At 72.4% G+C, this 23,590-nt stretch carries 18 protein-coding genes; 8 read left to right on the top strand and 10 right to left on the bottom strand.

The annotated features are described in order from the left end of the window. Positions 1–51: 51 nt before the first annotated feature. Complete coding sequence (locus ACFW6B_RS05395; protein ID WP_386592247.1) at positions 52–3,183, bottom strand: NACHT domain-containing protein; 3,132 nt, start codon at positions 3,181–3,183, stop codon at positions 52–54. Positions 3,184–3,765: 582 nt separating this feature from the next. On the opposite strand from ACFW6B_RS05395, the gene ACFW6B_RS05390 reads away from it, so the two are divergent. Further along, on the top strand, positions 3,766–4,449 hold the full coding sequence (locus ACFW6B_RS05390; RefSeq protein ID WP_386592245.1) for a M23 family metallopeptidase: 684 nt from the start codon (positions 3,766–3,768) through the stop codon (positions 4,447–4,449). Between the two features lie 102 nt (positions 4,450–4,551). On the opposite strand, the gene ACFW6B_RS05385 is transcribed toward ACFW6B_RS05390, so the two are convergent. Next, the gene (locus tag ACFW6B_RS05385) at positions 4,552–5,145 is read right to left on the bottom strand and encodes a TetR/AcrR family transcriptional regulator (RefSeq protein ID WP_386592243.1); all 594 of its coding nucleotides are present in this window, start codon (positions 5,143–5,145) and stop codon (positions 4,552–4,554) included. Positions 5,146–5,315: 170 nt separating this feature from the next. Here ACFW6B_RS05385 and ACFW6B_RS05380 point away from each other — a divergent pair, with 170 nt between their 5' ends. Beyond that, positions 5,316–6,929 (top strand): MDR family MFS transporter, encoded by a 1,614-nt coding sequence (locus tag ACFW6B_RS05380; RefSeq protein WP_386592241.1) that lies wholly within the window; start codon positions 5,316–5,318, stop codon positions 6,927–6,929. Positions 6,930–7,082: 153 nt separating this feature from the next. On the opposite strand, the gene cseC is transcribed toward ACFW6B_RS05380, so the two are convergent. The 5 genes from cseC to ACFW6B_RS05355 all read right to left on the bottom strand — a co-directional run bounded on the left by cseC (position 7,083) and on the right by ACFW6B_RS05355 (position 11,780). Next, positions 7,083–8,627: a two-component system sensor histidine kinase CseC gene (gene cseC, locus ACFW6B_RS05375; RefSeq protein WP_386592239.1), complete on the bottom strand. Its 1,545-nt coding sequence runs from the start codon at positions 8,625–8,627 to the stop codon at positions 7,083–7,085. A gap of 7 nt (positions 8,628–8,634) precedes the next feature. After that, the gene (cseB, locus tag ACFW6B_RS05370) at positions 8,635–9,342 is read right to left on the bottom strand and encodes a two-component system response regulator CseB (RefSeq protein ID WP_386592237.1); all 708 of its coding nucleotides are present in this window, start codon (positions 9,340–9,342) and stop codon (positions 8,635–8,637) included. Positions 9,343–9,359: 17 nt separating this feature from the next. Next, positions 9,360–10,010 carry a hypothetical protein gene (locus ACFW6B_RS05365; protein WP_386592235.1) on the bottom strand — a complete coding sequence of 217 codons (651 nt, stop codon included), beginning with the start codon at positions 10,008–10,010 and terminating at the stop codon, positions 9,360–9,362. After that, entirely contained in the window at positions 9,998–10,537 is a 540-nt protein-coding gene (locus ACFW6B_RS05360; protein ID WP_386592233.1) for a SigE family RNA polymerase sigma factor, read from the bottom strand. The genes ACFW6B_RS05365 and ACFW6B_RS05360 overlap by 13 nt, the downstream gene beginning before the upstream one ends. Positions 10,538–10,862: 325 nt before the next feature. Next, positions 10,863–11,780 carry an A/G-specific adenine glycosylase gene (locus tag ACFW6B_RS05355; protein ID WP_386592231.1) on the bottom strand — a complete coding sequence of 306 codons (918 nt, stop codon included), beginning with the start codon at positions 11,778–11,780 and terminating at the stop codon, positions 10,863–10,865. A gap of 191 nt (positions 11,781–11,971) precedes the next feature. Between ACFW6B_RS05355 and ACFW6B_RS05350 the strand changes: the two genes are divergently transcribed. Then, entirely contained in the window at positions 11,972–12,811 is an 840-nt protein-coding gene (locus tag ACFW6B_RS05350; RefSeq protein WP_386592229.1) for a hypothetical protein, read from the top strand. Between the two features lie 85 nt (positions 12,812–12,896). On the opposite strand, the gene disA is transcribed toward ACFW6B_RS05350, so the two are convergent. Then, on the bottom strand, positions 12,897–14,021 hold the full coding sequence (gene disA / locus ACFW6B_RS05345; protein ID WP_103552408.1) for a DNA integrity scanning diadenylate cyclase DisA: 1,125 nt from the start codon (positions 14,019–14,021) through the stop codon (positions 12,897–12,899). Between the two features lie 68 nt (positions 14,022–14,089). Then, positions 14,090–15,499, bottom strand: coding sequence for a DNA repair protein RadA (gene radA, locus ACFW6B_RS05340; protein WP_386592227.1), 1,410 nt, complete (start codon positions 15,497–15,499; stop codon positions 14,090–14,092). Positions 15,500–15,843: 344 nt separating this feature from the next. Between radA and ACFW6B_RS05335 the strand changes: the two genes are divergently transcribed. Beyond that, positions 15,844–17,643 (top strand): hypothetical protein, encoded by a 1,800-nt coding sequence (locus ACFW6B_RS05335; protein WP_386592225.1) that lies wholly within the window; start codon positions 15,844–15,846, stop codon positions 17,641–17,643. Positions 17,644–17,686: 43 nt separating this feature from the next. On the opposite strand, the gene ACFW6B_RS05330 is transcribed toward ACFW6B_RS05335, so the two are convergent. After that, positions 17,687–18,526 carry a hypothetical protein gene (locus tag ACFW6B_RS05330; RefSeq protein WP_386592223.1) on the bottom strand — a complete coding sequence of 280 codons (840 nt, stop codon included), beginning with the start codon at positions 18,524–18,526 and terminating at the stop codon, positions 17,687–17,689. A gap of 136 nt (positions 18,527–18,662) precedes the next feature. Between ACFW6B_RS05330 and ACFW6B_RS05325 the strand changes: the two genes are divergently transcribed. The 4 genes from ACFW6B_RS05325 to ilvD all read left to right on the top strand — a co-directional run bounded on the left by ACFW6B_RS05325 (position 18,663) and on the right by ilvD (position 23,446). Next, positions 18,663–19,595: a Ppx/GppA family phosphatase gene (locus tag ACFW6B_RS05325; protein WP_386592221.1), complete on the top strand. Its 933-nt coding sequence runs from the start codon at positions 18,663–18,665 to the stop codon at positions 19,593–19,595. Between the two features lie 378 nt (positions 19,596–19,973). Then, entirely contained in the window at positions 19,974–20,798 is an 825-nt protein-coding gene (locus ACFW6B_RS05320) for a sugar phosphate isomerase/epimerase family protein (protein ID WP_386592219.1), read from the top strand. Then, positions 20,795–21,412: a TetR family transcriptional regulator gene (locus ACFW6B_RS05315; RefSeq protein ID WP_386592217.1), complete on the top strand. Its 618-nt coding sequence runs from the start codon at positions 20,795–20,797 to the stop codon at positions 21,410–21,412. Before ACFW6B_RS05320 ends, ACFW6B_RS05315 begins: the two co-directional genes overlap by 4 nt. Before the next feature lie 180 nt (positions 21,413–21,592). Beyond that, positions 21,593–23,446 (top strand): dihydroxy-acid dehydratase, encoded by a 1,854-nt coding sequence (gene ilvD / locus ACFW6B_RS05310; protein ID WP_386592215.1) that lies wholly within the window; start codon positions 21,593–21,595, stop codon positions 23,444–23,446. Positions 23,447–23,590 lie beyond the last annotated feature (144 nt).

Here is a 23,590-nt window from a genome sequence, read left to right as displayed (position 1 = left end):
GGCGTCACGTCTCCCGTCCGCCCGGAATCACGGACCTCGCTCCGGGAGGAGTCACAGAACGCTCTGGGTCGCGGTCGCCGTGTGCTCGCCCGGCAACTGCTCCGCGAGACGCTCCGGCACGGTCCCGCTGTCCGAACCGAGGACGAAATGCACGGTCCGCAGATTCGGCAGCAGGGCCCTCAGCGCGGAAAGGTCCTCGTCCCCCGCCGGTTTCCTCAGCTCCAGGTGCTCGACCGAGGGCAGCGGCGGCGCCGAGGAGAGGGCTCCGAGGGCGGACCGGTGGATCCGCAGCTCCCTGAGTCCCGGCAGCGCGGCGGCCTCGGACCAGTCCTCCGGACCCAGCTCCGCGGGCACCCGGCTCAGCCACAGGGTGCGCAGCGACCGCCAGTGGCGCAGCCCCCGCAGCCCGGTCTCCCGCAGCACGTCCAGGCCGAAGGAGAGGACTTCCAGCGGGGAGCCCAGGGGGAGCGCCTCGCTCAGGGACCGGCCCGCGAGCCGGTGACCCACGTTCAGTTCACGCAGGGACGTCAGGGCGGTCAGACCGTCGGGCGGCGGGGTCCGCGCATGGTGGGACAGCATCGACAGCGTCCGCAGGGGCAGCTCCGCGAGGGGCGCGAAGCTGTCGACCTCCGTGCACTGGTCGAGACCGAGCCGTGTCAGCCGCGGCTGGGCGGTCAGGAAGTCCAGGTCCCGCAGACGGCCGTTGTACAGCAGCGCCAGATGGGTCACCTGGTCGGGCGGCAGGCAGGAGCGCAGCTCCGCGGCGCCGATGTCACCGACGATCTGCAGCATGGGCCGGCCGCCCAGCTCGCGCAGCGCGTGGAGCTGGGCGGCCGAGTGGGCGGTGAAGTACAGGCCCTCCGGGTCCAGTCCGGAGATGACCTCGGACGCGTAGCGCTCGGTGTCGAACCGGTGCCACGCCCAGGTGAGTTGGGCCCGCACCGCCAGCGCCGGGTGGGAGCGGAAGCGCGCCAGTACGGGGAGGGCCGCGTCGGTGCCGATCAGCGAGGCGGTGATCACGACGCCCCGGGCCTCGGCATCGGTCAGCCCCTCGGGTCCGGGCAGCAGTTCCAGGACGAGGGGGCCCGCCTCGGCCAGGGCACGGGCCTCCGCCGCCGTCCTCGGCGGGATGAGCGTGGCCGCGTCGCGTTCCACCGCGGTCCGCACCTCGGGCGCGAGCTGCGTGGCGTGTTCCAGCGAGGCGAGGGCGAGAAGCCGTACCCGGGTCGCCGCCGCCGTGTCGAGGTGTGCCGCCGCGCCGGTCATGGAGCCGAGCAGCTCGGCGCGTTCACGGGGCCGGGCGTGGGCGACGGCCATCCGGATCACGTCGGCCCACTGGGCCTCGCCGGCGTTGCGCACCAGCAGCCCGAAGTCCCCGTCCTCGACGGCCGCTTTGGCGCCCAGGTGGTCCTGGAAGGTGCGGTGGACGAACTCCACTGTTCCCGGGGCGGGTTCACGCAGGAGGCCGCTGCGCACGACGAGGTGGCGCAGGATCCGTGCGGCGTCGCCCTGCCGGGCGGCGGCCGGGAGGGAGGGCAGGACGTCGGCGACGATGCGTTCGGCGCGGTCCCGGTCCATCTCCGAGCGGTTGTTGCGGATCAGCCAGTAGGCGAGCCGCTGCAGGAGCTGGATCTGCGGGAGCTCCGTGAGACGGACGCCGTCGTGACCGCCCCCGGCGGTGAACATGTCGCGTTCCTCGTCGCGGCGCGACAGCAGCATGGAGAGCGCGGCGTCGTACAACTCCTGTCTGCCGTGGGGCAGGTAGCCCCGCCGGTCGCGGTGCAGCGCGCAGATCAGCCCGCACATCAGGGGGTTGGTGGCGAGGCGGCCGAGGTCGGGCTTGGTCCGGACGGCGTCGAGGAGCGAGCGCTCGTAGTCGTCGAGGCGGTCCGTGTCGGAGGCGTCCGGGCGTACCGCGGCGTGCCAGCGGCGGATGAAGGCGGCCACGTCGTCGCCGGTCATGGGGGAGAGGAGGAGTTCGGTGAAGCCGTCGGACGCGAGCCAGTCCTCCCGTACGGCCGAGGGGCGGGACGTGACCAGCCACTGGTTGCCGGGGTAGGCGTCGAGGAGTTCGCGCAGCCAGCGCCGGGTGTGTTCGCGGTCGCGTTCGGGGATCTCGTCGAGTCCGTCGACGAGCAGCAGGCCGCGGCCGTGGCGCAGCACCCTGTCGGCCCAGCCGTCCGGCTGGGTCGCGTGGAAGGGGATCCGTACGGCGGACAGGAACGCGTCGGGGGCCGGCAGGCCGTCGGGGCGGCGGACGAGGGTGCGCAGCGGGAGGACGAAGGGAATGCGGTCCCCGCGCTCGCCGCGTGCCGTGGTCACCGCCAGCCACTGCACCAGCGTGGTCTTGCCGGATCCGGCCACTCCGCGCAGCAGGACGAGGTCCTGCTGCGCGAGGGCCTGTTCGGCGGGCAGTGAGGCACCGGCGGCGGCGATGCGTACGCCCTCCGGTGCGACGGTCTCCTCGTCCTCGGCGGGGCGCAGGGCCCGGAGGCTGAGGTAGGCGGTGTCGAGGGGCCAGCGTTCGGGGGAGTTGACGAGATCGACGCCGTAGATGGTGAGGTGTCCGTGCCGGGTGGCGGTGTGGGTGAGGTAGCGCTGCTCGAAGGCACGGTCGGTGCCGCCCGTCATGGGGGTGCGGGCGATCAGTTCGTCCACCTTGGCGATGAGCTCGCGCTGTCTGCGGCTCTGTTCCACGAGGGTGCGGGGGACAAAGGCGGAGCGCTGGGTGAAGAAGTGCAGGACGTGGAGGCAGGCGGTGTCGAGCAGCCCCTCGTAGAACACGGTCGCGTCGAAGGACAGGTCCCGGCCCGGGTCCCCGGCGGCGGCGCGCAGCCGCTGGGCGAGCGCCCGGTGGCCGAGCTCCACCGCCTGGACGTCCGTCATGGTGAGGTCGCCCAGGGCGTGCAGGGTCGTGCCGAGGGCGTGGACGACGGCCTGTTCCTCGTCCGCGGGGAAGGGCCGTTCCCCGCCGCGCAGTGCCCGGCCGACCAGTTCGGCCGAGAGGCCGGCCAGTTCCCTCTCTCCGACGACCCGTTTCTCGCCCTTGAACGAGACGAGCGCCGAGATCCGTACGGGCTTGTCCACGAGCCCCGCTCCGGGCCCCTCGGCCACGAAGAGCTTCTTGACCAGCGGCGCCGCCACGCTGGAGGCCAGGCGGATGCCGACGGTTACTGGGTCCATGACGATCCCCCGGAGAGCGTTGGGCCGGAAGGACAACCGTATGTTCTGACAGCACAGCGGCACAGTGTTCCGGCGGGGTGGTGGCGCAACCGTGCCGCGGGGTGCCCGTGATGGGTCCGCGGACGCCTCAAGACCCTTGAAAACAGGGGCCGACGGCGTAGCCCGCGTCACATTCCGGGGGGCTCGGACGGGGTGCCCCGGTGATGTGCCGCACAGGCGTTTCGGCCGGTACTAAGACGCATAGTGGATACGCTAAATCGGACAAAAGGGACCTTTGGCATGGGGTGGGTGGGGCTGCCGTCGGGTCGTCCGGACAGGCGGGCCAAAAGCGTGTTTAGCAAGGGATGTGTGGGTCTGAAGTGGGGGTAAACCCTGTTTTCCGGGCCAAATGGACAAGATCCCGTACGAGATGTCCGAGCTGTCGCGGTTCATGAAGTTTTGACGCGAAGTACTACTTCAGGCCGTAGATGGGGGGTTTGAGTGCGGTTGGGGAGCCGGGTTACCAATGAATGGCCCACACGGCACCAGGCAGTTCGCCGGAGTGGTTGTTCAGCCCCTTGTCCCCGTCTTCATGAGGTATCCATGTCGAAGCGCGTCACGTCCCGCAAGTCCCTCACCTCCCTGGTCCGCACTCGGGCGGTCGTTCTGGCCGCCGGCCTGGGCGCCTCGGTCGTGCTGGGCGCCGGGGTCGCGACCGCCGCCGAAACGGGCGTCAGCAGCGCCCCCGTCAGCACGGCCAACGCCGTGCAGACGCAGGCCGCGGCTCAGGCCAAGGCCGCCGCCGCGAAGAAGGCCGCCGCCACCAAGACGGCCGTCGCCAAGAAGGCCGCGGCGAAGAAGAAGGCCGCCTCCTGGGTCGACCCGGTCGCGAAGTACTCCCTGTCCGCCAGCTTCAACCAGGCCGGCGGCATGTGGGCCCACAAGCACTCCGGCCAGGACTTCGCCGTGCCTACGGGCACCAACGTCGTGGCCACCCACGCCGGCACCGTCGTCAAGGCGGGCCCCAACGGCGCCGGTGACGGCCCGGCGTACGGCAACGCCGTCGTCATCAAGCACCCCAACGGCAAGTACTCGCAGTACGCCCACCTGTCGCGCGTCGACGTGCGTGTCGGCCAGACCGTCTCCACCGGCCAGCACATAGCCCTGTCCGGCAACACCGGTAACTCCAGCGGCCCGCACCTGCACTTCGAGATCCGTACGACCCCCAACTACGGTTCGGCCGTCAACCCGGTGGCGTTCCTCAACAGCCTGGGTGTCAAGGTCTGACCCGTCCGCGCCGGTGACACGGTGCGGAGCCCCGGTGCCGAAAGCGGCGCCGGGGCTCCGTCGTCGTGTGCGGGGGCCCTGCCGCCGCGCGCGGGGCGACTCTCAGGAGGCGCCGCGCTCGTGAGCCTGCGTCACCAGATCGATCGCGACCTCCAGGACCGCCTTGCGCTTGTCCTCGGGGTCGCCTTCGACCTCCCTGAGCACGAACATGCCGGCGTGCATCGTGAAGAGCGCGCTGATGCACCGGACCTGGTCGGTCAGCGGTGCCTCCGGCTCCTTGATGATCTCCAGCATGCTGATCATGCGGTCCTTGAAGGTCTCGCCGATGCTCAGCTCGCGGACCGTCGCCTGGTTCTCCTGCATGAAGCGGAAGAGCGGGGACGCGCCGCCGAGGGCCTCGCTGTAGCGGCGCAGCACCTCCTGCTTGGTCTCCAGGCTGTGCGGCTGCTGCCTGCCCCACTCGATCAGCTCGTCGAGCGGCCGCGTCAGATCCTGGAAGATGCTGATCAGGATCTCTTCCTTGGTCTTGAAGTGGTAGTAGAGCGCCGCCTTGGTGACGTCGAGGTGCTCGGCGATCTCGCGCAGCGAGGTCTTCTCGTAGCCGTGCTCGGAGAACAGTTCGAGGGCTACGTCCTGGATGCGCTGCCGCGTGTCGCCTCGGCGTTGCCGCTTGATGCCGTCCATGGTGCCGCCCATCCTCGTATCCCTCGCGCTGCTTGGAAACTTACCTGTCGACCGGCTGGTAAAACTAGCCCTACTTACTTGACGCCCGGCTAGTTAGAGGACTACTTTCCGGGATGTGGTGAGCTTGCCGGTCGGCAAGTAAGTAGCCGACGGTGACAGAGGTACTCAGGGGAGTGGGAGCGATGGCGGACAAGACGAAGGCGGCCGACCCGGCCGCCGAACAGACCGGGAAACCGGCCGAGGGCGAGAAGCAGCAGCGGAGCGTACGGGTCGTCCTCATGGCGCTCATGATCGCCATGATGCTCGCGATGCTGGACAACATGATCGTGGGCACCGCCATGCCGACGATCGTCGGCGAACTGGGCGGACTGGAGCACCTCTCCTGGGTGGTCACCGGTTACACCCTCGCCACCGCGGCCTCCACCCCGATCTGGGGCAAGCTCGGCGACATGTACGGCCGCAAGGGCTCCTTCATGACGTCGATCGTGATCTTCCTGATCGGCTCCGCGCTCAGCGGCATGGCCCAGGACATGGGCCAGCTCATCGGCTTCCGCGCCGTCCAGGGTCTGGGTGCCGGCGGTCTGATGGTCGGCGTCATGGCGATCATCGGCGACCTGATCCCGCCCCGCGAGCGCGGCAAGTACCAGGGCATGATGGCCGGCGTCATGGCGCTGGCGATGATCGGCGGTCCGCTGGTCGGCGGCACCATCACCGACAACTGGGGCTGGCGCTGGTCCTTCTACATCAACCTGCCGCTGGGCGCGATCGCGCTCGCCGCGGTCAGTGCCGTCCTGCACCTGCCGAAGAAGCGGTCCGAGACGCGCATCGACTACCTGGGTGCCGTGCTGCTGACCGTCGGCATCACCGCCATCGTCCTCGTCACCACCTGGGGCGGCTCGGAGTACGACTGGGCGTCCCCGCAGATCATGGAGCTCATCGGTCTCGGCGTCGCCGCGCTGGTCGGGTTCGTGTTCTGGCAGACCAAGGCGGCCGAGCCGATCGTGCCGCTGCACATCTTCCGCAGCCGTAACTTCACCCTGATGTCGATCATCGGCTTCATCACGGGCTTCGCCATGTTCGGTGCCACGCTCTTCCTGCCGCTGTACCAGCAGGCGGTGCAGGGTGCCTCCGCGACCAACTCCGGTCTGCTGCTGCTGCCCATGCTGGGCGCGATGCTCGTGACGTCGATGGTCGCCGGCCGGGTCACCACCGCCACCGGCCGCTACAAGATCTTCCCCGTCATCGGCGGTGTGCTGATGGTGATCGGCCTCTACCTGCTGTCGACCATGGACACGGACACCACCCGATTCATGTCCGGCGTCTACATGGCCGTCCTCGGTCTGGGCATGGGCTGCCTGATGCAGGTCACCATGCTGGTGGCGCAGAACAGTGTCGAGATGAAGGACATGGGCGTCGCGTCCTCGTCCACCACCCTGCTCCGCACGCTCGGCTCGTCGTTCGGTGTCGCGATCATGGGCGCGCTGTTCAACCACCGGGTGCAGGACGTCATGGCCGAGCGGGCCGGCGCACTGGGTTCGAAGATCACCGAGCAGTCCGCGCAGCTCGACGCGGCGAGCCTGGCGAAGCTGCCGGCGGCGGCGCGGGAGGCCTACCAGCACGCGGTGTCGGCCGGTACCCACTCGGCCTTCGTCCTGGGGGCCGCGGTGGCCGTGATCGTGGTGGTGGCGTCGCTGTTCGTCAAGGAGGTCGCCCTCAAGGGAGCGGGAGCGCCCAAGCCCGGCGAGGGCGGCGCGCCGGACGAGGCACCCAAGGTCCCGGTCGCGGAGGCGGTCTGACCTGACCGCGGGGCCGGCCTCGGTGCCGCCCCCGGACCCTCCCTCGACGAAGGCCCCCGGCGTTGTCCGCCCCGGGGGCCTTCTCCTGTGCCGGGCGGGTCCCGGTGCCGCGGCAGGCCGCGCGGCCCCGGCGGCTCCTTCCCGGGCGGGCGGCTACTTCCCGGGCACGTGCAGCATCGGAAAGCTCCCGGTGCTCGTCGGCGCGTGCTCCGGCAGCCACAGCACCGCGACCGCGCCCTCGGCGGGCACGCCCTCCGGAGCCCCCGCGGGCCGCACGTTGCGGAAGGTCAGCCGCGCGCCGAGCACCCGGGCCTGGCCCGCGGCGATGGTGAGACCGAGTCCGTGGCCGTCGCCCGCGCGGTCGGCGCTGCCGGTGCGGAACCGGCTCGGCCCCTCGGCGAGGAGCTTCTCGGGGAAGCCCGGGCCGTGGTCGCGTACCCGGATGACCCGCCCCTCGACGGTGACCTCGATCGGCGGCCTGCCGTGCCGGGCCGCGTTCGCCAGGAGGTTGAGCAGGACGCGCTCCAGACGGCGCGGGTCCGTCGTGACCTCCGACTCGTGCACCACCCGCACCTCGACGTCCGCGCCCTTGGCGGCGATCCGCCGGGCCACGAACTCGCCGAGCATGATGTCCTGCAACTCGGCCCGCTCGGAGGCCCCGTCGAGCCGGGCGACCTCCAGGACGTCCTCGACGAGCGTGCGCATGGCCTGCGCGCGGTCCCGTACGAGTTCGGTGGGGCGGCCGGGCGGCAGGAGCTCGGCCGCCGTGAGCAGCCCGGTCACCGGGGTGCGCAGCTCATGGGCGATGTCGGCGGTCACCCGGCGCTCGGCCTCGATGCGCTGCTGGAGCGCGTCGGCCATGGCGTCCACGGCCCGCGCCAGGTCATCGGTCTCGTCGAGCACGACACCGCCGATCGCGTCCCGCACCCGGACGTCCGGCTCGCCCTTGGCGACCCGGTTCGCCGCGGCCGCCGCCTTGCGCAGCCGGCGCGAGAGCTGACCGCCTATCAGCACACCGAGCGCGCTGCCGCCGAGGACGACCGCGATCGAGCCGATGATCAGCGCCTGGTCGAGGTCCTTCATCACGTCCGCGTTGCGGTCGGTGAACCGCTCGTGCCAGGACAGCACCTGACCGTTCCTGAGCGGTACGGCGGCCCAGATGTCCGGCACGCCGTTCGAGCTGTCGGAGACGTAGGTCGCCCGCCGCCCCTGCGAGACCGTCGCCAACAGGTCCGCCGGGATGGAGGGGTCGTCTATCTGGGCGCCGAACGGCGGCGGCCGGCCCGGCCCGTACATCCGCTCGGCGAGCTGGATGCGCTCGTCGGCGAGGTCGCGCGAGTTGTCCAGCATCGAGACGCGGGCCGCGTTGTGCACGACCAGGCTCAGCGCCACGGCGACCAGCGCGCCGACCAGGGCGATCGCCGTACTGAGCTTCCAGCGGATGCCCGTACGGATGCTCGTGCCCGAATCCGTGCCCCGGTCGATCCCTATGCCGATGCCCCGGCCGCGGCCGAAGAGCGCGCCGGGCCTCCGGCCACCGCCGAGCACCTCGCCCCGCCCGGCACCCTCGCCGGCGCCGGCCCTCTCGCGCGAACCCGTGCTCACACCGCCCCCCGCTCCCGCACGTCCGCCCGGAACCGGTCCCCGCCCCGCGGCCGGGGGCTTCCCCGGAGCAGAGCGCTGAAAAATCCCCCGCATGGCGTGCTCAGGCCTTCAACTTGTAGCCGAAGCCGCGGACCGTCTCTATACGGTCCTGGCCGATCTTCGTACGCAGTCGCTGCACATGGACGTCGACGACCCGGGTGTCCCCGCCCCAGCCGTAGTCCCACACCCGCTCCAGCAGCCTGTCGCGGCTCAGCACCGTGCCCGGCGCGGACGAGAACTCCAGGAGCAGCCGCATCTCGGTGGGCGTCAGCGCCACCGGCGTACCGCTCCGGGTCACCTCCATGCCCTCGGTGTCGACCTCCAGCTCGCCGAAGACGAGCACCCCGCCCTCCGCCGGAGCGCCGCCGTCGAGGCCGCCGCCCACGCTTCCGCTCGCGTGCCCGAAGCGGCGCAGCACCGCGCGGATCCGGGCGACGAGCACGGCGCCGTCGAAGGGCTTGGTCACGTAGTCGTCGGCGCCCGCCTCCAGGCCGAGCACGATGTCGATCGAGTCGGCGCGCGCGGACAGCATGATGACCGGCACGGTCGACTCGTCGCGGATGCGGCGGCACAGTGACACACCGTCGAGTCCCGGGACCATCACGTCCAGCAGGGCGATGTCGGGCCGGTCGGCGCGGAACGCCTCCAGGCCCGAGAGCCCGTCGGGCATGGCCGTCACCGCGAAGCCGTCGCGCTCCAGGGCGAGTTGTGTGGCCTCGCGGATGACGTCGTCGTCCTCGACGAACAGGACGTGGGTCTGCTCTGCCATCCGGCTGCTCCGCGCTCTCAGTTCGCGTCCGGGGCGGGCGAGTCGGAGCCGCCCACCGCGCTGCTGTAGTCGTTGTGGATCCTGGACTGCTCGACGAAGCGTGCCGAGGCCCAGCTGTAGGTGATCACTTCCTCGCTGGAGGGGTACGACACCGGGTCGCCCTTCCCGTACAGCTGCTGGGTGACCACGAGGGCGCCCCGGTCGATCTCGGCGTAGACCGGGGGCTCCTCGAGCGTGAAGACGTTCTGGTACCGGCCGTTCTCCTCGCGATAGACGTAACTGCCGACACCCACGGCTTCGGCACAGGTCATCACGTTGATCACGACGTCGTTCGCGGACCCCCCGGTCAGGTCCCCGTACGACACGTCGACCGGGTACTCGTCGGCGACGCACGGCTTCAGGTCGCGCTTGACCGCCGCGCTGACCACCGGGTCGCTCTTGACGATCTTGACCGCGTCCACGCGTCTGGAGGCGCTGGACGGCGAACCGGAGACGACGGGCTTGATGCCGCCCTTGGCGGCCGCGTCACTGCCCGCCGGGCCCTCGTCGCGGGCACCGGTGCCACCGGTGGCACACGCGGTCACGAAAAGGCCGAGGGCGGCGAACCCGGCCGCCGCCGAACTCCCCGCCTTCAGGGCCGTTCTGGCCCGGGCTGCTAGGCCGCGCAACGCTCCCGCTCCTCACGTTCGAGCGCGCGTGCGTCCAGGTCGCGGTTCTCCAGCTCCTCGCGGAGCCGGGCCAGCGCCCGGTGCAGCGTGCTCTTGACCGTTCCGGCCGACATGCCGAGTGCGGCGGCCGTCTCCTCGGTGGACATCTGCTCCCAGTGTCGCAGCACCACGACACTGCGCTGCTTGGGTGCCAGCACCTTCATGATGTCCATCAGCAGCGCGCGGTCCGCGTGCTGCTCGGTGGCGTCGTCCACGCACGCGTCCGGCAGCTGCTCGGTGGGCACCTCCTCCAGCTTGCGGGCCCGCCACCACTCGGTGCGCGTGTTGATCATCACCCGGCGCAGGTAGGCGTCGGCGAGACGCTTGTCCGCGATGCCCTCCCAGCGTCCGTACGTCCGCACGAGCGCCGTCTGGAGCAGGTCCTGCGCGTCGACCGGGTCGGGGACCAGACGCCGGGCGCTGCGCAGCAGCGCGTCCTGCCGGGTCCGGACGTACTCCTCGAATTCGAGCACCTCGCCCTGCGCCATGATCGACCGCCTCCGTCCCCGTTTCCGGCCCGCCCGCTGCCGGTTGTCCGTTGCCTGCGAACCGCCGCCGCCGTCGGTCGGGCGGGCTGCTGCGGTACGGCACGAAGCTACGGAGGCGTTGTCACGGGGCTGTCCGAGACAGCCTGCGGACAGCACTCGGCTGTCCGTCGGTTGTGTAACAGCTGTAGGTACGGGGTAAAGAAGGACGGCCCTATGCCATGGTTGATCCGGTTATGGCACGGGGCCCGGGCGTTCAGGCGACGATCCCTGGGCGAGGGCGGTCGATACAGAGCGCCACCCTGGGCGAGGTGCGGCCGGTGCGGACCTAGGTGAGGGGCAGCCGGTACAGACCGCCGGGGAGCGGTTCGACCAGTCCGTCGGCGACGAGCCCGTCGAGGGCGCGGCCCCGCTGCACCGGCTCGTCCCACACCCGCTCCAGCGCGGCCTGGGGAACCGGCACGTGCGCCTCCCGCAGGACGGCCAGCAGCTTGCCGCGAACCTGGCGGTCCGTGCCCGCGTACGTCTGTCCCTTGCGCGGCGGGCCGTCGTGCTCCGGCTTGCCGGCCAGCCGCCAGGCGCACCGGGCGGCGATCGGACAGCGGTGGCACGTCTCGTTCCGTGCCGTGCAGACCAGCGCGCCGAGCTCCATGGAGGCGGCGGCCCAGCGTGCCGCCGTGCTCTCGTCCTCGGGCAGCAGGGCGCGGGCGAGCTTGCGCTCGGCGGCCGTGGTGGCGTTCGGCGGGTACTGCACGCCGGTGACGGCACGGGCGAAGACCCTGCGGACGTTCGTGTCCAGGACGGGGTGGCGCTGGCCGTAGGCGAACGACGCGACGGCCGCAGCCGTGTACTCCCCGATGCCGGGCAGCGCCAGCAACTGCGCGTGATCGGTCGGTACGTCGCCGCCGTGCCGTTCCGTTATGGCCACCGCGGCGCCGTGCAGCCGCAGGGCGCGGCGCGGATAGCCGAGCCGCCCCCAGGCCCGGACCGCCTCCCCGGGCGCCTCCTTCGCCAGGTCGGCGGGGCGCGGCCAGCGCGTCAGCCACTGCTCGTACACGGGCAGGACGCGGTTGACCGGGGTCTGCTGGAGCATGAACTCGCTGACCATCACCGCCCAGGGGCCGGCATCGGGGTGCCGCCAGGGCAGGTCGCGGGCGTGTTCGTCGAACCAGGCGATGACGGGGGTGTGGAGGTCCTCGCCGGGGGTGTTCCGGGTGGGCCCGGTGGGCTTGGTGGGTGCAGTCATGGCGATGTCGATCCTGCCATGCGGCGGTCGGGATGCGGGGACGACGCCGGGGCGGGCGGTGGTGAAAGACCGCGACCGGCGGCCCTCGCGGCGCCGGGACGGACGTCCGCCGGAATGATGATCCGGAAAAGTTGGTACCGGAGCGGCGGGTGGGGCCTGACGCGAGGTCGATCTCTCGTACAGTTTGCGACGTGGGATCTCTGCGCAATCCGGTCGGGCCGCTACCCTCCACCATCTACTGGCGGCGGAGGGCCGTTCTGCTGTCCGTACTAGGGCTGTTGGCGCTCCTCACCGTCTGGATGGTCGGCACCGGAGGCGGGGGCGGCGGCAAGAACGCCGGCGGGTCGAACGGCAAGAACCCCGCCGCCTCGATCACGCCCGGCCCCTCCGGCTCCGGCCCCGCGATCAGCCAACACCCGGGCGGGCGCGACGAGTCGGGAGACGACGAGGGCGACGGCACCGGTGACGGCGGCAGCGGCAGCGGTGGTGCGTCGGGCGGCGGTTCCGGTGACGGCGCGGGCGACGGCGCGAACGACGGTCCGGGTGACGGATCCTCAGGTTCCGGCGGGAGCACCGGCGGTGGTTCCGGAGGCGGAGCGGCCGACCGGCTGCCCGCGAGTTCCACCGTCCCCAACTGCACCCCGGGCGACGTCAAGTTGACGCTCAAGAGCGCGCACAACTCCTACGCGCCCGGAGAGCGGCCCGAGATCGACGTCATCGTCAAGAACTCCTCGGGCAGCGACTGCAAGTTCGATGTCGGCCCGAAGCGCACGGTTCTGACGATCACTCAGGCGGGAAGCGAGGGGGACGTCTGGGCCTCGGACGACTGCCCGAAGGACGCCGCGGGCGTCTTCCTGCGCGTGCCGGCCGGCGGCCAGGCCGTCCACACGGTGAAGTGGGACCGCAGGCCCGGCGTCCCCGAGTGCGCCACGTCCCCCTCGGGTCTGGTCTCCGCGGGCACCTACCTGGTCGAGGCGAAGGCACCGGGACTGGCGAAGGCGCAGACGTCGTTCGTCCTGTCCAAGGACTGAGCGCCCTCGCCCGGCGGGAGCGGGCCCCGGTGGACCGGGGTCCGTAGGTCCGCGGGTCCTCCGGACAGGGGCTGCCGGACAGGCGCTAGACGTAACGCTCCAGGATCGACGACTCCGCGAGGCGGGACAGGCCCTCGCGGACGCTGCGCGCCCGGGCCTCGCCCACGCCGTCGACCGTCTGGAGGTCGTCCACGCTCGCGGCGAGCAGCTTCTGGAGCCCGCCGAAGTGCTCCACGAGCCGGTCGATGATCGCGCCGGGCAGCCGCGGCACCTTGGCGAGGAGGCGGAAGCCGCGCGGGGAGACCGCGGAGTCGAGCGCCTCGGGGGAGCCGGTGTAACCCAACGCCTTCGCCACCGTGGACAGTTCGAGGAGTTCCGCGTGGGAGAGCGCGTCCAGCTCGGACAGCGCCTCGTCGACCGTGCGGGAACGCTTGGCGGTCGGCTCGGGAACGTAGTCCCGGACGACCAGCTCGCGATCGGGCTCGACGCCGGCGATCAGCTCGTCGAGCTGGAGGGTCAGCAGCCGCCCGTCCGTGCCCAGTTCCACGACGTACTCGGCGATCTCCGTCGCGATGCGGCGCACCATCTCCAGGCGCTGGGCGACAGCGGAGACGTCCCGGACGGTGACGAGGTCCTCGATCTCCAGCGCCGACAGCGTGCCCGCGACCTCGTCCAGCCGGAGCTTGTAGCGCTCCAGGGTCGCGAGGGCCTGGTTGGCGCGGGAGAGGATCGCGGCCGAGTCCTCCAGGACACGGCGGTGACCGTCCACGTACAGGGCGATCAGGCGCATCGACTGGGAGACCGAGACGACGGGGAAGCCGACCTGCTTGCTCACCCGGTCCGCGGTGCGGTGCCGGGTGCCCGTCTCCTCCGTCGGGATCGTCGGGTCGGGCACGAGCTGGACACCCGCCCGGAGGATCTTGGTGATGTCCTTGTCGAGCACGATCCCGCCGTCGAGCTTGCACAGCTCGCGCAGACGGGTCGCGGTGAACTCGACGTCCAGGACGAATCCACCCGTGCACATCGCTTCGACGGTCTTGTCGGAGCCGAGCACGATGAGTCCGCCCGTGTTGCCCCGGAGGATCCGTTCCAGCCCGTCGCGCAGTGCCGTGCCGGGCGCCACGGCGCTCAGTGAGGCGCGCATCAGGCCATCGGCACCGGAGCTCCCGCCGGACTTTCCGGGAGCTGCTGCCCGGTCGTTGGCTGCCACTGCACTCCTCCGGTCGCAGGTTTTCGGTCGCCCTCGTTTCGTACGGACGGGCGAGACCAGGGCAAAGTCTACCGGCGCTGCTCCTCGTCCCGTGGGGCCTCTCTGCGACGCGAGCGCGGAAGGACACTCAGGGCCGCGCCGATGTCGGCCACTTCCAGGACCTTCATACCGTCGGGGACCCTGCCCGGATCGGTCGGTACGAGGGCGTGCGTGAAGCCCAGACGGTGGGCCTCGGCCAGCCGGCGCTGGACGCCCGTGACCCGCCTGACCTCGCCCGCGAGTCCGACCTCGCCGATCGCCACGAGGTTCTTGGGCAGCGGGACGTCACTGGCCGCGGACGCCAGGGCGAGCGCGACGGCGAGGTCCGCGGCGGGCTCGGTGAGCTTCACGCCGCCGACCGTCGCCGAGTAGATGTCCCGCTTGCCGAGAGCGCTGATCCGGCCGCGCTGCTCCAGGACGGCGAGCATCATCGAGACGCGGGAGGTCTCCAGACCCGAGGTCGTCCGGCGCGGGGAGGGGATCTGGGAGTCCACCGTGAGCGCCTGGACCTCGGCGACCAGCGGACGGCGGCCTTCGAGGGTGACGGTCAGACAGGTGCCGGGGACGGGCTCGGTGCGGCGCGTCAGGAACAGCCCCGACGGGTCGGCGAGCCCCGTGATGCCCTCGTCGTGCAGCTCGAAGCAGCCGACCTCGTCCGTCGTGCCGTAGCGGTTCTTGACCCCTCGGACGAGCCTGAGGCGCGCGTGCCGGTCGCCCTCGAAGGAGAGGACGACGTCCACGAGGTGTTCGAGCAGCCGGGGTCCGGCGATCGCGCCGTCCTTGGTGACGTGGCCCACCAGCAGGGTGGACATGCCGCGCTCCTTGGAGGCGCGGATGAGCGCGCCCGCCACCTCCCGGACCTGGGCCATCCCGCCGGGCGCGCCGTCGATCTCCGGGGAGGCGACGGTCTGCACGGAGTCCAGGATGAGCAGCGACGGCTTCACCGCGTCCAAGTGGCCGAGGACGGCCGACAGGTCGGTCTCCGCGGCGAGGTACAGGTGGTCGTCGATCGCCTTGATGCGGTCCGCGCGCAGCCGCACCTGGCTCGCCGACTCCTCGCCCGTCACGTACAGGGTGCGGTGTTCGTCACTCGCCGACTTGGCCGCCACGTCCAGCAGGAGGGTGGACTTGCCGACGCCGGGCTCGCCGGCGAGGAGGACGACGGCTCCGGGGACCAGACCGCCGCCGAGGACCCGGTCCAGCTCGGGCACGCCGGTGCTGCGGGCGGCGGCCTGCCGGCCGTCGACCTGTCCGATGGGCACCGCGGACGTGGTGACGCGGCCCGGTGCCGTCGTGCGGACGGCGGGCGCGCCGTACTCCTCGACAGTCCCCCATGCCTGGCACTCGGCGCAGCGGCCGAGCCACTTGGCCGTCTGCCAGCCGCACTCGGTGCAGCGGTAGGACGGCCGGTCCTTCGCGGATTTCGTACGGGCAGCCATGACCGAACCGTAGCCCGGGCCACTGACAACCCGGCACGCGGCGGTACGACCCAGCCCCCGGACCGGTCCCCGTCCTCACGCGAAGCCCCCGGCGGCCCCGCGTGAGGCCCGCCCTCGCGGAACCCGTGCGGCGAGCCCCCGTGCCCCGGTCCCACCCCCGCGCGACCGGGTCCCGCGCGGGCCCGCCGCAGCCCCATCTGCCATGGACTGCCATAGCGGCCGGTGACGGCCATGGCCAGGGGTCGGGGCTTCCTGTCCCCTTATGAGGGATCGTTTCACCCGTACGGATTAAATGTGCTCAAGGTGGCGGAAGGCGCTGGCCCCGGGCACCTACGGTCGCACGGGTGACGAGCAGCAGTCCGGAGACCTCCACGCACACCACCGGCGCACACTGGGCGCACGGAGCCGCGCGCAAGCGGACGGCCGTGCCCCGTGGCGTGACCTCCCGCACCCTGGTCCAGCGTCCCCCCGCGCGGTACGAGCCCTACCTGGACGGCCTGTTCACCTACTGCCTGTCCGTGCTGTGCGACCACGACGCGGCCACCGCCGCCCTGGGGGACGCCCTCGCGTTCGCCGAGCGGCGCGGCCCGCGCGGCCCGGAGGACGCCGACGACCGCAGGGCCTGGCTCTACGCGCTCGCCCGCTGGGCCTGTCTGCGCAAGCTCGCGGAGGCCCGGCGCAGGCGCCGGGCCGCGCACGCCTCCGGGCGGCGCGCGCCGCACCGGGGCGCGGACCGGAAAGCCGCGGGCGGACCCCGGGAAGGGGCCTCCCTGGACGCGGCGCACAAGGCCGCCGCCGACCGGCGGGCCGCCGAGGCGCTGAGCGCCGCTCCCGTCTCCGAGGAGGTCCAGGACCACCGCCGTCGCGAACTCTCCCTGCTGGCCTGGCCGGAGGCCGCCGGGACCACCCCGGAACAGCGCGAGGCGCTCGAACTCGCGGTGCGCCACCAGCTCGCCGCCCGCGAGGTCGCCGCCGTCCTCGGCATGGACCTCGCCGTGGCGCGCGAGCTGCTCTCGTCCGCCGCCTGCGAGGTCGAGCGCACCCGGGCGGCCCTCGCCGTGGTGGAGACCGGCGCCTGCCCCGGCGTCGCCCGGCTCACCAACGACAGCCGTCTCGTGCTGAGCACCACCCTGCGCGGAGAGCTGGTCCGGCACGTCGACGACTGCCCGCGCTGCCGCCGCACCGCCGAACGCGCGGTCGCCGGCGCCTGGCCCGGCACCAGCGTCACGCCCGCGGCGCTGCCCGTGCTCCAGGCCCCGCACGCGGCCCTGTGCACCGCGATGGCGCACGCCCCCCGCGCGCGGAGCAGCGCCCCGCGCTTCGACCGGCGCGGCTTCCCGATGGACCCCAAGGACCACGCCGCCCGGAGGGACCGGCTGCGCGCGCGGGCCGTCACGACGACGATCGTCGCCACCGTCGTCGCCGCACCCGTCCTCGCCCTCTGGGCCGCCTACAGGAGCGCGCCCCTGACCGGCGAGGGCGTGGACGGACGCCCGGCCAGCACGAGCGAGGCCCAGGACCCCGAGGGCCTGGACGGCGGCCGGGCCGGGGGGTACGAGAACGCGGGGAACGCCAGCGCGGGCCCCGGCCCCCGCTTCACCAAGGGCGGCTCCTCGGACGTCTCCGTCGAGGTCGTCAGCGCCCGGGGAACCACCCCGGGACACCTGTCGGTGACGGCCGGAACCAGCGGTGACACGACGCTGGTCAGACTGACCGCGTCCGGCAGCTCCCCGGTCCGCTGGTCCGCGCGCACCGGCGCGGCCTGGCTCTACCTCAGCCGGTCCTCGGGAACGCTCGATCCGGGCGAGTCGCTGACGGTCAAGGTGTACGTCGACCACCTCCGCGAGCCGACGGGCCACTGGACCGCGCGCGTGGCCGTCGCCCCGGCGGGCGCGGTGGTCACGATCGCCGGGTTCGGGAAGGCGGGCCCGTCCCGCCCCAGCGGGAGACCGGCTCCCGGCACGAGCGCCCCGGTCCCCTCGGGTCAGGGCTCCACCCCGGCCGCCACCCCCACCCAGGACCCTTCCCCGACCCCGGACGAACCGACGCCGACCGCCACCGCCACCGAGACGTCCCCGCCGGCCCCGGGCACCTCGTCGGCACCGCCGGACGGGGGCGGTGACCCGGGAGCGGGCACGCCGTAGCGGCCGGGCCCGCCGACCGTACGGCCCGGACCCGGACCCGGACTCAGTCCACCGGATCCGCGGGATGCGGCGCCACCAGCGGCAGCTGCGAGGCCAGCCGCTCCTCGCAGAGCTGGGCCAGACGGTCGTACCCCGCCTTGCCCATCAGCTCGATCAGCTCCGGACGGTACGAGACGTACACCGGGTCGCCGGCGCCGTGTGCCGAGGTCGCCGACGTGCACCACCAGTGCAGGTCGTGGCCGCCCGGTCCCCAGCCGCGGCGGTCGTACTCGCCGATGGACACCTGGAGCACCCGGGTGTCGTCGGGCCGGTCGATCCACTCGTACGTACGGCGCACGGGGAGCTGCCAGCAGACGTCCGGCTTGGTCTCCAGCGGCTCGCGCCCCTCCTTGACGGCCAGGATGTGCAGCGAACAGCCCGCGCCGCCGGCGAAACCGGGACGGTTCTGGAAGATGCAGGAGCCCTCGTACGGGCGGGTCTGGCGGTCGCCGTCCTCGTCCTCGGACACCCAGCCCGTCTCCGTGCCCACGTCGTGGTGCTGCCAGATCTCCGGCGTGAGCCGGGCCACGTGCTCCGCCACCCGCTTCTCGTCGTCCTCGTCGGAGAAGTGGGCGCCCAGCGTGCAGCAGCCGTCGTCGGCGCGGCCCGCCTGGATGCCCTGGCACCCGCTTCCGAAGATGCAGTTCCACCGTGAGGTCAGCCACGTCAGATCGCAGCGGAAGACCTGCTCGTCATCGGCGGGATCGGGGAACTCCACCCACGCGCGCGCGAAGTCGAGCCCCTTCTCGTCGCCCTTCTTCGCGGGCTTCCCGGACCTGGCGGCCTTCGCCTGCGCGGAGCTCGTGGCCGTTTTGTCGGACTTCGCCTTTTTCGTCTTTGGCACGCGTCCAGGGTAAGTCGCCCGGGGCCGCTCCGGGGCCGCTCCGGGGATGCCCTCGCGGTACCACGGAGGTCACCGTTCGACGTGGGCTTTCGCCCCGCCCCACGTGAACCGCCGTGCTGGCAGTAGCGTTCCGTGCATGAGACTCGGTGTCCTCGACGTGGGTTCGAACACGGTGCATCTGCTGGTGGTGGACGCCCACCCCGGCGCCTGCCCGCTGCCCGCGCACTCGCACAAGGCCGTTCTGCGGCTCGCGCAACTGCTCGACGAGAGCGGGGCGATCGGCCCCGAAGGCGTCGGCAAGCTGATCGAGACGGTCCAGGACGCCCTGGAGGCGGCCGAGGACAAGGGCGTCGAGGCCCTGCTGCCGTTCGCGACGTCCGCCGTGCGCGAGGCCGGCAACGCCGACGAGGTCCTCGCCCGGGTGCAGGCCGAGACCGGCGTCGAGCTCCAGGTCCTCACCGGCGCCGAGGAGGCACGGCTCACCTTCCTGGCGGCCCGCCGCTGGTTCGGCTGGTCCGCGGGCAAGCTGCTCGTCCTCGACATCGGCGGCGGCTCCCTGGAGATCGCGTACGGCATGGACGAGGAGCCGGACGCGGCGGTGTCGCTGCCGCTCGGGGCCGGCCGGCTGACCGCGGGCTGGCTGCCCGGCGACCCGGCGGACCCGGCGGACGTGCGGGCGCTGCGCCGGCACGTGCGGGCCGAGATAGCCCGGACGGTCGGGGAGTTCAGCCGTCTCGGCTCCCCGGATCACGTGGTCGCCACCTCCAAGACGTTCAAGCAGCTCGCCCGGATGGCCGGTGCCGCCCGCTCCGCCGAGGGCCCGTACGTCCAGCGCGAGCTCAAGCGCCGCACGCTGGAGGACTGGGTCCCCCGCCTCGCGTCCATGACGGCCGGCGAACGGGCCGAGCTGCCGGGCGTCTCCCCGGACCGCTCCGGCCAGCTCCTCGCCGGGGCCCTGGTCGCCGAGGCCGCCATGGACCTCTTCGGCGTGGAGACCCTGGAGATCTGCCCCTGGGCCCTGAGGGAGGGCGTCATCCTGCGCCGCCTGGACCAGATGGCCTCGGAGTAGGAGGCGTAAGAGAGGAGGCCGCCTGCCCGCCCCTGGGGGCGGGCAGGCGCCCTGAAGGTGCGCGGGGAACGGCGAGCCCAGCCCCCCCCCCCGCAAGGGAAGCCCGCCCACCGGCCCGAGCCCCCGCGGCGACAAGGCGTCCCCGAACCGCCCGGCAGGGCCGTGGCGTCGATCACAAGCGGCCCCCGCCGAGAACCCCCCGCCCCGCCACCCGGAGCTCCACCCCGTCCCCGGCCGGGGGCCCGAGAGTCCCAGGCCGGAGGTCCGTCCGCTCCCGGGCCGGAGGCCGGTCGACCCCGGCCGGGGACGGACGGAAGGCTTCCGGCCGGGCCCGCCATCCCCGCCCGACCGCCGGAGGCACCCCGTACGCTGTCCCTCGTGGCAGAACCAGTCGTGCGGATCCCGGATGCGAAGGTCGCGCTGTCCACGGCCTCCGTGTACCCGGAGTCGACCGCGACGGCCTTCGAGATCGCCGCGCGCCTCGGGTACGACGGCGTCGAGGTCATGGTGTGGACCGACCCCGTCAGCCAGGACATCGACGCGCTGCGCCGCCTCAGCGACTACCACCGCCTGCCGATCCTCGCCGTCCACGCCCCCTGCCTGCTGATCACCCAGCGGGTCTGGTCCACCGACCCGTGGACCAAGCTCCAGCGCGCGAAGGCCGCCGCCGAGAAGCTCGGCGCGAGCACCGTCGTGGTCCACCCCCCGTTCCGCTGGCAACGCCAGTACGCCCGTGACTTCGTCACCGGCATCTGGCGGATGGCCGACGAGACGGACGTGCGGTTCGCCGTCGAGAACATGTACCCGTGGCGCTACCGCGACCGCGAGATGCTCGCGTACGCCCCCGACTGGGACGTCACGAAGGACGACTACCGCCACTTCACGATCGACCTCAGCCACACCGCGACCGCCCGCACCGACGCCCTCCAGATGATCGACCGCATGGGCGACCGCCTCGGACACGTGCACCTCGCCGACGGCAACGGCTCCAACAAGGACGAGCACCTGGTGCCGGGCCGCGGCACCCAGCCCTGCGCCGAACTCCTGGACCGCCTCGCGACGACCGGCTTCGACGGCCACGTCGTCATCGAGGTCAACACCCGCCGGGCGATGTCCAGCGCCGAGCGCGAGGCCGACCTCGCCGAGGCCCTCGCCTTCACCCGGCTCCACCTCGCCGCGGCCGCGAAGGTGCCCCGCGGATGACGGACGCCGCCCCCCGCCGAGGCCGGGGACGCCCCACCCGCACCCAGACCGAGGCCGGCCCCGCCACCCGTGACCGCATCCTGGAGGCGGCCCGCGAGGAATTCTCCGAGCGCGGTTACGAGAAGACCTCCGTCCGCGGCATCGCCAAGTCCGCCGGCGTGGACTCGGCCCTCGTGCACCACTACTTCGGCACCAAGGAACAGGTCTTCGAGGCGGCCATCGAGGTCGCCTTCGCCCCCGCCCTCGGTGCCCCCGAGAAGATCGCCGAGGGCCCCCTCGACGGCGTCGGCGAGCGCCTGACCCGCTTCATACTCGGCATCTGGGAGAACCCCACGAGCCGTACCCCGCTGCTCGCGATCGTCCGCTCGGCGGTGAACAACGACACCGCGGCCGCCGTCTTCCGGCGTCTCGTCGCCGCCCAGCTGCTGCGCCGCGTCGCGGCCGGGCTCGACGTCCCGGACGCGGAGCTGCGCGCGGAGCTCGCGGCGGCCCAGCTCGTCGGGGTCGCGATGCTGCGCCACGTCATCAAGGTCGAGCCGCTGGCCTCGGCGGACCTGGAGAGCATCGTGGCCAGAGTGGCGCCCGTGGTGCAGGGCCACCTGACGAACCCATGAGCGAACGGGGCCGCCGCCGAGGCGACCCCGCCTCGGCGGACGCGTCCGACGTGCGCGGACTCCGTACCGGGACAGCCGCTGGGCGAGACATATGTCCCGGGATGCGGACGGCCTGTCCGGATCCTGGAGCACCGGCGTACGCTCGACTTCAGTCTTAACTCTCCGAAGGAGCGAGCGACGATGCCCGAGCTGAGGTCCCGCACAGTCACCCACGGCCGCAACATGGCGGGCGCACGCGCCCTTATGCGCGCCTCCGGTGTACCGGGCGCGGACATCGGACGGAAGCCGATCATCGCGGTCGCCAACTCCTTCACGGAGTTCGTGCCCGGGCACACCCACCTCCAGCCCGTCGGCCGGATCGTCAGCGAGGCCATCACGGCCGCCGGCGGCATCGCCCGCGAGTTCAACACGATCGCCGTCGACGACGGCATCGCGATGGGCCACGGCGGCATGCTGTACTCCCTGCCCTCCCGCGACCTGATCGCGGACTCGGTGGAGTACATGGTCGAGGCGCACTGCGCCGACGCCCTGATCTGCATCTCGAACTGCGACAAGATCACCCCCGGCATGCTCATGGCCGCCCTGCGCCTGAACATCCCGGCGGTCTTCGTCTCCGGCGGCCCGATGGAGTCCGGCCGCGCCACCCTGGTCGACGGCACGGTCCGCACCCTCGACCTGGTCGACGCGATCTCCGACGCCGTGAACGACAAGATCTCGGACGAGGACATCCTCCGCATCGAGGAGAACGCCTGTCCGACCTGCGGCTCCTGTTCCGGCATGTTCACCGCCAACTCGATGAACTGCCTGACCGAGGCCATCGGCCTGAGCCTGCCCGGCAACGGCTCGGTCCTCGCCACCCACACCGCCCGCAAGGGCCTGTACGAGGACGCGGCCCGCACGGTCGTCGACATCACGCGCCGCTACTACGACCAGGACGACGAGTCGGTCCTGCCGCGCAACATCGCCACCCACGCGGCCTTCGAGAACGCCATGGCCCTCGACATCGCCATGGGCGGCTCCACCAACACGATCCTGCACCTGCTGGCCGCCGCCCAGGAGGCGGGCGTGCCCTTCGGCCTCGACGAGATCAACGAGGTCTCGCGCCGGGTGCCGTGCCTCGCCAAGGTCGCCCCGAACGTCGCCAAGGACCGCACGTACTACATGGAGGACGTGCACCGCGCCGGCGGCATCCCCGCCCTCCTCGGCGAACTGCACCGCGCGGGCCTCCTGAACGAGGACGTCCACTCGGTCCACAGCCCGTCCCTCTCCGACTGGCTGAAGACCTGGGACGTGCGCGCCGGATCCCCGTCCCCCGAGGCGGTCGAGCTCTGGTACGCGGCCCCCGGCGGCGTCCGCTCCTCCGAGGCCTTCTCGCAGTCCGAGCGCTGGGAGGCCCTGGACGAGGACGCCGAGGGCGGCTGCATCCGCTCCGCCGAGCACGCCTACTCCAAGGACGGCGGCCTCGCGGTCCTCAAGGGCAACCTGGCCGTCGACGGCTGCGTCGTGAAGACGGCCGGCGTCGACGAGTCCATCTGGACCTTCGAGGGCCCGGCGGTCGTCTGCGAGTCCCAGGACGAGGCCGTCGACAAGATCCTCAAGAAGCAGATCACGCACGGCGACGTCGTGGTCATCCGCTACGAGGGCCCCAAGGGCGGCCCCGGTATGCAGGAGATGCTCTACCCGACCTCGTTCCTCAAGGGCCGCGGCCTCGGCAAGACCTGCGCCCTGATCACCGACGGCCGCTTCTCCGGCGGGACCTCGGGCCTCTCGATCGGTCACGCCTCCCCCGAGGCGGCCTCCGGCGGCACGATCGCCCTAGTCGAGGACGGCGACCGCATCCGCATCGACATCCCGAACCGCTCGATCGAACTCCTCGTCTCCGACGAGGAGCTGGCGACCCGCCGCGAGGCCCTGAACGGCGTCTACGCCCCCGCGAACCGCGACCGCAAGGTCTCCGCCGCCCTGCGCGCCTACGCGGCGATGGCGACGAGTGCGGACAAGGGCGCGGTGCGGGACGTCTCGAAGCTGGGCTAGTCCGCCCCGGCCTCGGGGCCCGGGCCGCGCCCGCTTCCCGGGCGCCTGTGGAACCGCGTGGAGGGGCCGCCCCCGCCGGGGGGGGCCCGCCCCCGCGGAACAACCCCGGGGGGAACCCCCGGCCCCGGCGGAGAGGGAGGCCGA

The organism is Streptomyces sp. NPDC058751 (assembly GCF_042746485.1).
In the GTDB taxonomy this organism is placed as follows: Bacteria; Actinomycetota; Actinomycetes; order Streptomycetales; family Streptomycetaceae; genus Streptomyces.
The sequence above is the reverse complement of the archived record's forward strand: the minus strand, read 5'-3'. Positions and strand labels throughout refer to the sequence as shown.

Bases quoted from the DNA above. Each gene is read 5' to 3' on its own strand.
- ACFW6B_RS05325 (WP_386592221.1), top strand. From the start codon at position 18,663: ATGAGACTCGGTGTCCTCGACGTGGGTTCGAACACGGTGCATCTGCTG.
- cseC (WP_386592239.1), bottom strand. From the start codon at position 8,627: ATGCGGGGGATTTTTCAGCGCTCTGCTCCGGGGAAGCCCCCGGCCGCG.
- ACFW6B_RS05385 (WP_386592243.1), bottom strand. From the start codon at position 5,145: ATGGGCGGCACCATGGACGGCATCAAGCGGCAACGCCGAGGCGACACG.
- radA (WP_386592227.1), bottom strand. From the start codon at position 15,499: ATGGCTGCCCGTACGAAATCCGCGAAGGACCGGCCGTCCTACCGCTGC.
- ACFW6B_RS05360 (WP_386592233.1), bottom strand. From the start codon at position 10,537: ATGGCGCAGGGCGAGGTGCTCGAATTCGAGGAGTACGTCCGGACCCGG.
- ACFW6B_RS05395 (WP_386592247.1), bottom strand. From the start codon at position 3,183: ATGGACCCAGTAACCGTCGGCATCCGCCTGGCCTCCAGCGTGGCGGCG.
- ACFW6B_RS05315 (WP_386592217.1), top strand. From the start codon at position 20,795: ATGACGGACGCCGCCCCCCGCCGAGGCCGGGGACGCCCCACCCGCACC.
- ACFW6B_RS05380 (WP_386592241.1), top strand. From the start codon at position 5,316: ATGGCGGACAAGACGAAGGCGGCCGACCCGGCCGCCGAACAGACCGGG.
- cseB (WP_386592237.1), bottom strand. From the start codon at position 9,342: ATGGCAGAGCAGACCCACGTCCTGTTCGTCGAGGACGACGACGTCATC.
- ACFW6B_RS05355 (WP_386592231.1), bottom strand. From the start codon at position 11,780: ATGACTGCACCCACCAAGCCCACCGGGCCCACCCGGAACACCCCCGGC.
- ACFW6B_RS05390 (WP_386592245.1), top strand. From the start codon at position 3,766: ATGTCGAAGCGCGTCACGTCCCGCAAGTCCCTCACCTCCCTGGTCCGC.
- ilvD (WP_386592215.1), top strand. From the start codon at position 21,593: ATGCCCGAGCTGAGGTCCCGCACAGTCACCCACGGCCGCAACATGGCG.